We start from the raw sequence: 11,960 nt of genomic DNA on the forward strand, positions 1-11,960 counted from the left end.
CTTTTTTTTCGAGACGGCGTCGAAGGTTAGGTTTCTTACAGTCCGGCGCGCGTCTCGGACGCCATGTAGTCCACCACCGCGCGCAGGTCATTCGTCTCACGCCAGACTTTCAACTGCCGGTCCGCCCCGCTGCCGTTTTCCAGCATCGTGCGAATGTAGTTGATTTCATTGCGCGATCCCAGTTCGTCGACCACGTCGTCGATGAAGTGCAGGTATTCCTCGATCAGTTCGCGCTCGGGCACCTCGGTCTCTTTGCCGAAGTCGATTAGTTTGCCATCCAAACCATATCGGACCGCCCGGAACTTGTTCTCCATCAGCAGCGCACGCGAGTACTGCCGAAAATCCACGTTGTTTGCGTGCAGACAGTGCAGCTTCATCGCCGTCGCCTGAATCAGAGCCGCAATCGCCACGGACTCCTCCGCCCTCATGGGGATGTCGCAAATGCGCACCTCGACCGTATTGAAGAATGGGTGTGGCCGAACGTCCCACCAGAGCTTCTTCGCGTTGTCGATGCTGTTCGTCTTGATCAGCAGATTCACATAGTTTTCGAATTCGGAGTACGAGGCGAAGCTGTCCGGCAGATTCGTACGCGGAAAGTTCTCAAACACCTTTGCGCGATAGCTCTTGTAACCCGTGTCCATGCCCAGCCAGAAGGGCGAATTCGTGGACAGCGCAAGGATGTGCGGAAGAAAGTAACGCAGAGAATTCATGATGCGAATGGCTGCCTCCCGATCCTCAATGCCCACGTGAACGTGCAGGCCAAAGATCAGGTTTGCGCGCGCCACCAGTTGTAGATCTTCCACGACCTTGTCGTAACGCGGATCGGGATAGATCTCCTGCTCACGCCAGTCAGCAAAGGGATGAGTCGCGCCCGCGACGAGCACCAGGCCATTCTCCTCAGCCAAACGAATCATATTGCGGCGAAGATCGTAAAGGTCTTCGCGAGCATCCTGGATGTTGTGGCAGACCCTCGTGCCGACCTCGATGACAGACTGGTGCATCTCGGCTTTCACGCGCTCTTCCAGGCGCAGCTTGCCGTTCTCCAGCATCTCCGTCGCCACATGTGAGCGCAGATCGCGGGTCACGGGGTCAATGGTCTGGTACTCCTCTTCAATGCCCAACGTGAACGACGGTCGCATAGCAAGCTCCGATGCCGCGCACTATTCCGGGAGTGGCTTTCCTATGTCGCCAGCCCGACAGAGCTACGGGTGAGAACGAGAGTAGCATCGAGCACCCGCACCGCACATCCTCAGGCGTCAGTTCCCGACGCTGCGATTCAGGTTCTCGTACCAACGTGTGGGGCGAACGAAAAAGACAAGCTCGCCGGGCTGCGTATGCACGGCCACATTACCGCAGGTATTTTCCGCGGCAACACCCGACTTAGCAACTTCGGTCATGTTGTATCCGCGCGGCGGAGCGTATCGAGCCGGTCGGCGGCAGTCGTTATAATCCACGCTGCTGACCAGAACACGCAGAGGATCGCCCACGGGCGCAGGCATCAACCCGATGCCCTGCGCCCCTGTGGCAAACTCATACCCCGGGCCTGAAGGCTCGTCATACCAGAGCTTCACATGACCGTTCGCAATAGGCTGGCCATTGCGTCCATCAATCAAACGCACGCGAAAGACAAGCGAACCTGGAGGGGCATCGACAGATGCCGCACTCGCTGAAGACTTTGGCAGAGGTGGTACAGCAATGCCTGCGGGCGCACCCGTCTGCTGCTGCGCGCATGCCGTACTTGCAAGCACCAGAATCACCGCTGAGAGAAGGTGCTTCATTTGATCGATTTCTTCTGACGAGCAGCTTTCGCGGCCTCAGGTTGTACGTCTGGCTGATATCCCAGGAAGGAAGACCAGCGCAATTCCGGCAACTCGCCATCGTTCGCTTGCGCACGCTCAATGGCAAGCTTTGCCACCTGCTCAACGATCCATTGAAAGTTTTCTTCACCAACAGAGTTCAGATCCGCATCCGGCGCCGGGTTCATGAAATCAATCGCGTAGGGAATGCCGTCTTCCACCGCAAATTCGACAGTGTTGAGGTCGTATCCAAGCGACCTGCACAGGGTGAGCGCATCCTTCTCCACGCGTGCAAGCAAGGCGGGCTCATAAGTCGGCGGATTCAGCACATAACGATCGGCGTGCGGGCGTGATGGATCGTACGGCATGATACGCACGTCTCTCTGTCCAACCACATAACAGCGAAAATACTCGCGGAACTTGACCGCAGCCTGCAGCGTCATGCAAAGGTCGCGCGTCTGGTCATACGCTTCAAAGAACTCGCGCTCATCGTGGACGTGAAAGACGTCCTTCCATCCACCACCGTCATGCGGTTTCAGAAACGCCGGAAAGCCGATGTAGTCGAAGACGCTCTTCCAGTCGTAGGGATACGGCAAATTCCGAAACGAGATGTCATTGGTGTCCGGCGGCATCTGCTTGCTCGGCAGAATGACTGTCTTCGGCACAGCGACACCTAGTTTCGCAGCCAAAGCGTAGTTGAAGAACTTGTCGTCGGCGCTCCACCAGAACGGATTGTTGATGACATGCGTTCCGGTAAGAACCGCATTCTTCAGGTAAGCCCGGTAGAACGGAACGTCATGCGAGATGCGGTCGACAATGACGGAATAGCCGCACGGACAAGCCTCTTTGACCGAACCGATCTCAACAAACTCCGCTGTAATCCCATCCACATTCATGGAATTGACCTTGTCCACAAAAGCCTGAGGGAAGGTGTTTTCCATGCCGAAGAGGATGCCGATCTTCTTCATTCTTATCTCCTAAGTTGGTGGATGCGTTACGGCGGAGTTCTGTAGTTTCTGGCTTCGTAGTCTCTGGACGCGAGCCGGCTTCCCGGCGTGTGAGGAGAACGAAAAACCCCAACTCCTAGAGATAAGTCTGAAGCATTCTCCGCCACCAGGGCCAGTCATGCCCCGTGTTGTCACCCCAAACATCCAGACGGACGGGGATGCCCTTGCTCCGCATCATGGCGGCGAGGCGCTCGTTGTCGTTCCAGCATTGGTCGTGTTGCCCGGTCGCCAGGACGTAGGTGTTGTGCCGGAACTTATCCAGATACCAGGGGTCGTTCAGATTTGGCAGAAAGTCCATAGGCAGCGTGTAATAGACATCGTCGTCGTAGTGCCCTCGCAGGAAACGCGCCAGATCAAACGCACCGCCCATTGAGAGCATGGCGTTGATCTTGTCCGGGTGGCGCAGCGCCATGCTGGCCGCGTGAAAGCCGCCAAATGAGCAGCCAGTCATCGCTACCATCTGGTTCCAGTTCTTGTGGCGAACCTGCGGCAGCACCTCGTGCATGATGTATTGCTCATACTGCAGGTGCCGTGCGATCTGCCAGCGCCCGCTGACGCCCCGGTTGTACCAGCTTTCGCTGTCAACAGAGTCAACGCACCACAGCTGGATCTGGCCGCGGTTAATCTTGTTTTCGATTGCGGCCACCATGCCCTGATCTTCAAACTCATAGAAGCGGCCGCAGGACGTGGGAAAGACGATTACGGGCAAGCCGTCATGCCCAAAGACAAGGCGCTCCATTGGCCGGCCCAAGGCAGCAGAGTGGTCGACGTGGTATTCGCGGTGCATATGCGTTGCCCTCCGGCAAAAGCCTGCTCTGGTACCCTTCGAAGGAATCTTAGTTCATGGAAATCGTTGCCTCCCAGCCCGACACTCACACGGAAATCACCCCGCCGGGACCACGAATGGCAGAGGTCGCAGCGCAGGGCCGCTACCTTCGGATCTGTGACTGGGAGTCTCAGTACCTTCCCAATCCTCGAGACCTCTTCCTTTATCTGCCCGAAGCCTACCTCCTCGAACCCGAGCGCAGCTTCCCGGTCTTAGTTCTGCATGACGGGCAGAATCTCTTTGACGGTGACCTGGCCTACGTAAAAGGCAGCACATGGCGTGCGGGCACTACAGCAGATGAAGAGATCGCTGCAGGTCGCGTCGAACCCTTGATCCTGGTCGGCGTAGCGAACACCGGCGCAACTCGGATGGCGGACTATACCCCTACGCCCGACCCAAGGCTCGGTGGCGGAAGAGGCCCCTTCTACGCGCAACTGCTGATAGAAGAACTCCTCCCGATGTTGCGCGCCGAGTATCGCGTGCTTTCAGGCGCAGACCACACAGGTATAGCTGGCTCATCCCTGGGTGGCCTCATCTCCTTGGCGATAGGTCTCAAGTCCCCGAACGTCTTCGGTCGCATTGGCGTGCTGTCTCCATCCATCTGGTGGGACAACCGCTCGATTCTGCGCGACGTTCGCTCGCTGAAGAGCCGCCTGCCCCTCCGCATTTGGCTGGATATGGGTACGGGCGAGGGCCTGCGTCACGTTCGCGACGCCGATTTGCTCTCGCAATTGCTTCTAGGCAAAGGGTGGCGGGAGGGAAACGACCTTCTGTACAGGAAGTTTCCGGGGGCGATTCATAATGAGGATGCCTGGGCAGATCGGTTCGCCGAGGTTCTGCAATTTCTTTTTCCGGACATGGGGAATCGCAGGTGATCCCACAGCCGCCTTGTATTCCGGCGAAAAATGGCCCACAATAGATTGGTTGGAAAGAGCTGCGCGCCGAAGCGTTTCCCCGGCCGGCAGAATCTCTGCCGCGGCAGTTGGCCCCGTCGAACGGGGTAACCGAGACATCTTTCAGAGTGAGGAAGTAAAAACAGTGGTCATGATTCGTCTGGCGCGCGTAGGCGCCACCAAGCAGCCGTACTATCGCATCGTCGTCATCGAGAAGGATCGCGCCCGCAACGGCCGTTCCATCGAAGTGGTTGGTACCTACAATCCCCGCACCGAGCCCGCAACTGTCGAGCTCAAGCACGATCGCATTGCCTACTGGACCGGCGTCGGCGCACAGATGTCGGACATCGTCGCCAAGCTTGTGAAGAATGCACCCGCGCCGGCAGCTGCCGAGCCCGTAGCAGCATAATCTCCCATTGCGGTACAAAGGCCACGTTTCTGTCGCAAAAACGCGATTTAGACGTGGCTTTTTCCTTGCTTGCAAGGCCATACCCCTGTAGAAACTTTTTAAGTGGAAGCTGTATCCCTTTAGCAACCATCCAACTGATCACTGGCGCTGCGCGGTAGCGCCTCCAGCCGCAAGAGCGGATCAAGTTCACCCCCAAGGTACGTATGACGGACAATCCCCTCCCCGGTTCTGTGCAACAGATGTGTGACTTAATGACTGGCATGGCGACCGCCTTGGTGGACCAACCGGACAAGGTCCGTGTTGAAGCGGAAACCTTCGAGACCGAGACGGTGTTGCGGCTGTACGTCGCCACCGATGATCTCGGCAAGCTCATCGGCAAACAGGGTCGCACAGCGCGGTCACTGCGCACGATTCTTGGTGCCGCCGGCAGCAAGCTACAGCAGCGCTTCAGCCTCGATGTGCAGTCCGAATAGATGATTCCGCAGACAAATGATTGGGTGACACTGGCCCGCGTCGTCCGTCCGCAGGGTCGACGCGGTGAGGTTCTTTGTGACCTCTTCACGGACTTCCCGGACCAGTTCAAAGATCGTCCCAACGTATCCCTCCTCGCGCCCAGCGGCCTCCGCACGGATGCGGTCGTCCAGGATCACTGGCTGCCTGTAGGCCGAAGCGCCGGTCGAATCGTACTGAAGTTCGCAGGTTACGACTCCATCACCGATGCCGAAAAGCTTACTAAGGCCGAAGCGCAAATCCCTGCCGAAGAACGAGTTGCGTTGGATGAGCAAACGTACTACGTGAACGATCTGATCGGGTGCATCATGACCGACGGCGAGATCGAGATCGGGAAAGTAGATGACATGCACTTCCCGCAGGATCCCCAGGGTCGCCGCATCGAAACAGCAGCATCCATCTTCGTTGTGACCCGGGCAAACGGCGATGAAGTCATGATCCCCTTCGCCAATGAGTTCATCGCAAAGATCGACATCGCTGCGAAGCGGATTGAGATGCGCCTGCCGCAGGGCCTTGTCGACATGAACGGCTAGCTGCAGCAGCCAGCAATCCAACCGATGAAAGAATAGCGGCATGCCGTCCGAAACCAGCATAACGACTGCAGCCGAACCGAAGCAGACTCTCCGCTTCGATATCGTGACGATCTTTCCTGACTTCTTTGAAAGCACACTCCGCAACGGAGTGGTCGCGCGCGCGTTGAACAGCGGCATCGCACAGATCGGCACCGTCGATCTGCGCAGCTTTACCCACGATCGCCACCGCACGGTCGATGACCGCCCGTTCGGCGGCGGCGAAGGCATGGTGCTGAAACCCGAGCCACTCTCCGAGGCGATTGAGTCTCTGGGGCTGTCGCCCAAGCCCCTCCGCGATCCCAGGCGAGAGACGGTGATCCTGCTCTCTGCACAGGGATCACGGTTCACACAGGCGGTGGCCCATGAGTTGAAGTCGATGGATCGCGTCGTTCTGGTCTGCGGGCGATACGAAGGGGTAGACGAACGCGTCAACCAGATGCACTGCGACCGCGAACTCTCCATCGGCGACTACGTCCTCTCGGGCGGAGAACTCGGCGCTGCCATCATCGTGGACGCCGTCACGCGGCTCCTGCCGGGCGTTCTTGGGAACCCGGACTCCGCACATTACGAGAGCTTCGGCCACGCCCACGACTCCGATCGCGCTGAGAACGCACCTCCACAAGCCGTTGCAGCATCTGCCGGATTGCTCGACTACCCTCACTACACGCGACCGGCCGAGTTTCGCGGAGTCGCCATCCCCGACGTCCTCGCAGCCGGCGATCATCTAGCCATTCGGCGCTGGCGCAGGCAACAGGCTCTCCTGAAAACGCTGCAAAATCGTCCCGACCTGCTGGCTGAGGCACCGCTGACCAAGGAGGATCGCAGGTTTCTTGAAAGCCTACGCAGATCCGCCGAGCCGAACCAACAGTGATTCCCTTGCAGGAAAGTCGCTTTCGCCATATCGGATATTGTTTTTCGGCGTTATTTGGGATAAACTGATCCACGACTCTAAGTAAGGAAACAGCATTATGTCGATTCACCCCATCATGCAGAAGCTCGCGGCTAAGCTCGAGCGCACTGACCTTCCGGAATTCGCTCCGGGCGATACCGTCCGCGTGCAGGTAAAGATCAAGGAAGGCGACAAAGAGCGTCTTCAGGCATTCGAGGGCATGTGCATCGCCCGTAAGAATGGCCCCCAGGGTTCCTTCACCGTGCGCAAGATGAGCTTCGGCCAGGGCGTGGAGCGTATCTTCCCGTTCAACTCGAAGGTCGTCGACAAGGTCGAGAAGGTTCGCTCGTACGAAGTGCGTCGCGCCAAGCTGTTCTACCTCCGTGGTCTGCGCGGTAAGGCCGCCCGTCTGCGCGAAGTGGGCCGCACCGCTTAAGCTTCTTCCACCTCAATGAGACGAGCGCCCCTTGGGCGCTCGTTTTTCGTTGCTGTTCACTTATTTACTTCGCGGGGCTTGGCTCCGCCGCTGGAACCGCTTGAGCAGCCGGCGAGAAACCCGGCACCTTGCCGCAGTTGGTAATGCAGACCGCTGTTGCCAGCTTTGGTCGCATGCCCGTCGGCAGCGGTGGAGCTACCGTAGCTTCCTTGTTCTCTATCCGCTTTGCGCCGGGCCACTCGTACGGAGCACCGGCCGTGCTCCCGTAACCCATCACGGGATAGCGCGAATCCTCGGTGTATTGCGGATCGAACTTCACCCAGGCTGACTCGGGCTTCTTGCCGGTCAACGGCTTTTCCGACGCGAGTTGAAACTCGTGGTCGCCCACCTTAACGCTCAGTGTATTTTCACGGAACGCGTCCTTCTGCTCCAGCGAGCCCGGAAAGGCAGACTGCGATACGATCACCGTGCCAATGGTTGGTGCGGAAAGATAGATGAACTTCAGGTCCGGTATGTCGTGATTCAGACGAGCCTTGCCCGTCCATCCATCCACTGTCATTGTGCCGTCGACGATGCTGATGGGATGGGACTTCGCCACCTTGATCTTCGACTTAACTCGCTTGCCCTTCTTGTTGTAGAGCACAGGTAAAGGGCGCGCATCGGGGCCGACCAACGGCGTTCCGTCGAAACTCGCTTCATACTCGCCACGCCACGTCATACCAGACGCCGCGAGATCTTCGACGCTCGGAGGGTTCGGCTCCATACCCGCCGGTAACACCTTCAAAGTGTGTGCGGAGGGCTCATCGTTTTCAGCCGCCGCAAGACCAGGTGCCGGATCCGCGGACGCCGGATCGCCCTTAGGCGTTGGTGTCGGCGCCACTTGGGCAGGCTTGGACTCCTTGCCCGTCGGTGGCTCGACAGTCGTCGCGGGGGAGTTTTGGGAAACGGCACAGGCAGGCAGAAGAGCAAAGGCCGCCAAGGTCAAACTGAGGCAGCGGGGACTGCGCATGGGGTCTCCATTAGAAAGTATCAACGTTGCGAGAGTATCCTGCGGAACATCGATTGTGTAGAGAGACTAGCGCTGGCCAGCACGAGTCGTCCACGGCGCATCTCCATCCCTTCAACGCGGCCTGCCATGGAGATCAACCTGCTGTGCGGCGGCGTCTGCCTGTGATGCTGCCGCAGCCTTTGCTTTGTACACTGGTAGAGCATGGCGACCATCCCCACAGACCTTCGTCGCAAGCGCCCGATGATTCCCGAAGGGCAGACCAAGCAGCAGATGCTGCGAGACCTCGTCTGCTCTGACGCACCCGAGCAGGCGCTGCGTTACCACGGCTTCTGCTGCATCGCCGGCGTGGACGAAGTGGGCCGCGGCGCGTTGTTCGGTTCCGTGGTGGCCGCAGCGGTCGTGCTGCCGCCACGCACCTCGAAGCTGCAGCGCCTCGGTCTTCGCGACAGCAAGCAACTGACCCGCGAGGAACGTGAACTCCTGGACCGCGAAATCCGCAAGTGTGCCATCGCCTTTGCGGTGGGGGAGGTCGACTCCGAGACCATCGACCGGATCAACATCTACCAGGCCTCGCGCCTGGCTATGCGTTTGGCAGTCGACCAACTAGGCTGCGTCCCGGATCACTTGCTCATCGACGCGATGCGGATCGACCATCCCTGCGCGCAGACCAAGCTCATCTACGGGGATTCCCTGTCCGTGTCGATCGCTGCAGCATCAGTGTTGGCTAAGGTCTATCGCGATGCGCAGATGCGCGAGTGGCACCTCGCACACCCGCAGTACGGCCTCGCATCTCATAAGGGCTACGCCACGCCGGAACATCGCCGCGCGCTGGAAGAACACGGCCCGACCCCCTTGCACCGCAGATCCTTTGCTCCGGTGGCAAAGTTCTTCGGGGACGAGACCCTGGAACAAGCTGTAGTGATGACTGATCTGTTGTTCGATGATGCCGAGTTACAGGAGGAGTTGGAACCTTGTCAAAGCGCCTGATGTGCGTGGTCGCACACCCCGATGATGAATGTTTCGCCTTCGGCGGAGCGCTGGCACTTGCCGCAAAGGCCTCCTGCGAAACCTACGTAGTTTGCCTGACGGACGGCCAGGCAGCGACCAACCGCGGCAGCTCCGCGGACGGCCAGGATCTCGGCAGAATGCGGCGCGACGAGTTCGCACGGAGCTGCGACGTGCTCGGCGTCACTAAACACGAGATCCTTGATTATCAGGACGGTCGACTCGAATTCGAAGAACTGAATGGCGTTGCGAAGCGGCTCGTAGAACGCATGCGGACATGGAAGCCGCACATCGTCCTCACCTTCGGTCTGGACGGATCACTGAACGTTCACGCTGACCACACCATGGCAAGCTGCTTCACCAGCGCCGCCTTTCATTGGTCGGCTCGCAGCAAGCGCTTCCCGGATCTTGGTCTGCCAACCCACGCACCACAAAAGCTATATCACCAGAGCACGGAGTTCACGCTGCCGGACCGCGAGGCGCTTCTGCCCGCACCCTGGACAGTCGTACTCGACGTCTCAGCCGTGAAAGAGCAGAAGCTCGCGGCCTTCCGCGAACACACCTCGCAGGTCCCTGTAATGGACAACGTGAAGCCCTTCTGGGATCAGTACGGCGATCGTGAACACTACACACTCGCCGCAGCGTCCACGCCGCAGGCCGCAGTGTTGACGCAAAGCATGTTCGAAGGCATCGTCGAGGACTAAGCCGCTACGCGGACAGCAGGCTTCTTCTTGAGCCACTGGTAGGCCGGTCGAGCCAGCAACAGCACCAGAAGCACAGCTGAGTCCTTCCAGGGGCTCAGCACCCCCTTTTTCACCAGCCACCAGTAGTGAATGACCCCAAAGACGGCCGCAATGTAGACGGTCCGATGCAGCGTCTGCCACGGCTTACCGCCCATCTTGCGCATGATCCATTGCGGCGAAGTCAGCGCGAGCGCCAGCAGAATCACATACGACAGCAAACCCACCTGGATGAAACGGCGCTTTGCAACGTCCTCAACCATCGTGGGCCAGACCGCGATCCAATCCTCACGCAACACGTGGAACTGTCCCTGGCGCAGCGCATCCAGCGCGCCAGGCAGATCAAATCCGCTGAAGAGCAAGACATAAGTCAGCAGGTGCAGAGATGCGTAAAAGAACGCAAACAGCCCCAGCATCCGGCGCAGACGGACAAGCCAGGCCAGCTTCGGTGAGAGCCGACGAACAGGCGTGATCGCAAGCGAGATCAAAAGCATCCACAGTGCCCAGTCGCCAGTCCAGTGCGTAATGGTCTGCACAGGATCCGCGCCGAGTGTGTCCTCGTGAAAGCTCCACACGATGCCAAAAAACGGCACCAGCGCCAGCAGGAATACGAAAGGCTTCAGGATCTTGATCGTGCGATTGGACATGAATTCAGTTTCTGAGTTTCTCGTTTCGTAGTTTCGAGGCTCCGAAGTCGACTGGAAGTGAGTCTCGCATCGAGAACCTGCTGCGATCTGCGAATCTCAAACAAGAAACCAGAAACGAGCAACGAGAAACACCTAATAGTTCTTGTTCAGATCCATGCCCTTGTAGAGCGACGCCACCTCGTTGCCATAGCCGTTGAATGGCAGCGTTGCCACCGTACGCGGGAAGACGCTCGCGTCAATGCGGCGCTCATGTGCCTGGCTCCAGCGAGGGTGGTTGTGCGTCGGATTCACATTCGAGTAAAAACCGTACTCTGACGCCGAGATGTCGTTCCACGTCGTCACCGGCTGCTTGTCGGTAAACCGTATGCGCACGATCGACTTCGCTGACTTGAAGCCATACTTCCACGGGACGATCACGCGGATGGGCGCGCCCTGCTGATTCTCCAGCGTCTGGCCGTACGCGCCAAAGGTCAACAGCGCCAGCGGGTTCATCGCCTCATCCAGACGCAGACCTTCGGTATAGGGCCAGTTGAAGCCACCCGGAAGATCCATCTGGCTGCGGTCCGCCAGCGAGATGAACTCGACGTACTTTGCCTCGGGCTTCGGCTGCGCAAAGTTGATCAGGTTCGCCAGCGGATAACCCACCCACGGAATGATCATGCTCCACGCTTCAACGCAACGGAACCGATATGTGCGGTCTTCCAGTGGCTTGTACTTCAGCAACGTCTCGATATCGACCGTCTTCGGGTTATTGCACAGGCCTTCGATCTTCACAGTCCACGGCCGCTGCTTAAGCTTGCCCGCGTTCGCCTTCGGATCGGCCTTGTCTGTGCCGAACTCGTAAAAATTGTTGTAGCTGGTCGCCTTGCCCTGCGGCGTGATGGCATCGCTCACTGCGGGCGCCTGCCCCGGCACCGTCGGCAACTTGGTGGCAGCGTGAACCGTCGGCGTGAAGAGCGGCGGCATCTTCTGGTGCCACTCATACGCCAGTCCCGCTGCGGCCAGGCCACCGAAGATGAGGTTGCGGCGATTCAGGAAACTCTCGCGTGGTGTGATCTCAGACGACTTAAACTCCGGTGCTTTGCCGATCAACATCTCGCTTACCTCTTCCTCTACGTGTCGCCCTACAGATCACAGCACGACGCTGTCATCTTAGTATGACGTGCTGAAACGGCGACCGGTTTGCGTCTGGCGGCACATTGCGAAAGACTTGTGGGCGGA

Annotated in this window: 15 protein-coding genes; 8 read left to right on the top strand and 7 right to left on the bottom strand. The window is 58.7% G+C overall.

Translation table 11 applies throughout. The features are described from left to right. Window positions 1–35: 35 nt before the first annotated feature. From TERRO_RS11995 to TERRO_RS12010, 4 genes are all read right to left on the bottom strand, one after another. Window positions 36–1,139: a carboxylate-amine ligase gene (locus tag TERRO_RS11995; RefSeq protein WP_014785922.1), complete on the bottom strand. Its 1,104-nt coding sequence runs from the start codon at window positions 1,137–1,139 to the stop codon at window positions 36–38. A 117-nt stretch (window positions 1,140–1,256) separates the two neighbouring features. Further along, entirely contained in the window at window positions 1,257–1,778 is a 522-nt protein-coding gene (locus tag TERRO_RS12000) for a hypothetical protein (RefSeq protein WP_014785923.1), read from the bottom strand. After that, window positions 1,775–2,764, bottom strand: coding sequence for an ATP-grasp domain-containing protein (locus tag TERRO_RS12005; RefSeq protein WP_014785924.1), 990 nt, complete (start codon window positions 2,762–2,764; stop codon window positions 1,775–1,777). The genes TERRO_RS12000 and TERRO_RS12005 overlap by 4 nt, the downstream gene beginning before the upstream one ends. A 115-nt stretch (window positions 2,765–2,879) precedes the next feature. Continuing rightward, window positions 2,880–3,590, bottom strand: a complete 711-nt coding sequence (locus TERRO_RS12010) for an esterase family protein (protein WP_014785925.1) — start codon at window positions 3,588–3,590, stop codon at window positions 2,880–2,882. 56 nt (window positions 3,591–3,646) lie between these two features. On the opposite strand from TERRO_RS12010, the gene TERRO_RS12015 reads away from it, so the two are divergent. The 6 genes from TERRO_RS12015 (at window position 3,647) to rplS (ending at window position 7,338) form a co-directional block, all read left to right on the top strand. After that, window positions 3,647–4,504: an alpha/beta hydrolase gene (locus tag TERRO_RS12015; protein ID WP_014785926.1), complete on the top strand. Its 858-nt coding sequence runs from the start codon at window positions 3,647–3,649 to the stop codon at window positions 4,502–4,504. Window positions 4,505–4,673: 169 nt separating this feature from the next. Further along, window positions 4,674–4,931 carry a 30S ribosomal protein S16 gene (rpsP, locus tag TERRO_RS12020; RefSeq protein ID WP_041592573.1) on the top strand — a complete coding sequence of 86 codons (258 nt, stop codon included), beginning with the start codon at window positions 4,674–4,676 and terminating at the stop codon, window positions 4,929–4,931. Window positions 4,932–5,191: 260 nt separating this feature from the next. Further along, a complete protein-coding gene (locus tag TERRO_RS12025) occupies window positions 5,192–5,404 on the top strand; it encodes a KH domain-containing protein (protein ID WP_245536077.1) in 213 nt (70 codons plus the stop codon). Next, on the top strand, window positions 5,405–5,974 hold the full coding sequence (gene rimM / locus TERRO_RS12030) for a ribosome maturation factor RimM (protein ID WP_014785929.1): 570 nt from the start codon (window positions 5,405–5,407) through the stop codon (window positions 5,972–5,974). 40 nt (window positions 5,975–6,014) lie between these two features. Further along, window positions 6,015–6,884, top strand: a complete 870-nt coding sequence (trmD, locus tag TERRO_RS12035) for a tRNA (guanosine(37)-N1)-methyltransferase TrmD (protein WP_014785930.1) — start codon at window positions 6,015–6,017, stop codon at window positions 6,882–6,884. A 97-nt stretch (window positions 6,885–6,981) separates the two neighbouring features. After that, the gene (gene rplS / locus TERRO_RS12040) at window positions 6,982–7,338 is read left to right on the top strand and encodes a 50S ribosomal protein L19 (RefSeq protein WP_014785931.1); all 357 of its coding nucleotides are present in this window, start codon (window positions 6,982–6,984) and stop codon (window positions 7,336–7,338) included. A gap of 64 nt (window positions 7,339–7,402) precedes the next feature. Here rplS and TERRO_RS12045 read toward each other — a convergent pair whose 3' ends face one another. Continuing rightward, window positions 7,403–8,218 carry a hypothetical protein gene (locus TERRO_RS12045; protein ID WP_157178341.1) on the bottom strand — a complete coding sequence of 272 codons (816 nt, stop codon included), beginning with the start codon at window positions 8,216–8,218 and terminating at the stop codon, window positions 7,403–7,405. 330 nt (window positions 8,219–8,548) lie between these two features. On the opposite strand from TERRO_RS12045, the gene TERRO_RS12050 reads away from it, so the two are divergent. Next, window positions 8,549–9,334: a ribonuclease HII gene (locus tag TERRO_RS12050; protein ID WP_014785934.1), complete on the top strand. Its 786-nt coding sequence runs from the start codon at window positions 8,549–8,551 to the stop codon at window positions 9,332–9,334. Further along, entirely contained in the window at window positions 9,319–10,056 is a 738-nt protein-coding gene (locus TERRO_RS12055) for a PIG-L deacetylase family protein (RefSeq protein ID WP_014785935.1), read from the top strand. The genes TERRO_RS12050 and TERRO_RS12055 overlap by 16 nt, the downstream gene beginning before the upstream one ends. On the opposite strand, the gene TERRO_RS12060 is transcribed toward TERRO_RS12055, so the two are convergent. After that, the gene (locus TERRO_RS12060; RefSeq protein ID WP_014785936.1) at window positions 10,053–10,739 is read right to left on the bottom strand and encodes a protein-methionine-sulfoxide reductase heme-binding subunit MsrQ; all 687 of its coding nucleotides are present in this window, start codon (window positions 10,737–10,739) and stop codon (window positions 10,053–10,055) included. The genes TERRO_RS12055 and TERRO_RS12060 overlap by 4 nt on opposite strands. Before the next feature lie 132 nt (window positions 10,740–10,871). Beyond that, a complete protein-coding gene (gene msrP, locus TERRO_RS12065) occupies window positions 10,872–11,834 on the bottom strand; it encodes a protein-methionine-sulfoxide reductase catalytic subunit MsrP (protein WP_014785937.1) in 963 nt (320 codons plus the stop codon). Window positions 11,835–11,960: the final 126 nt, after the last annotated feature.

The sequence above is a fragment of the Terriglobus roseus DSM 18391 genome (assembly GCF_000265425.1).
Taxonomy (GTDB): domain Bacteria; phylum Acidobacteriota; class Terriglobia; order Terriglobales; family Acidobacteriaceae; genus Terriglobus; species Terriglobus roseus.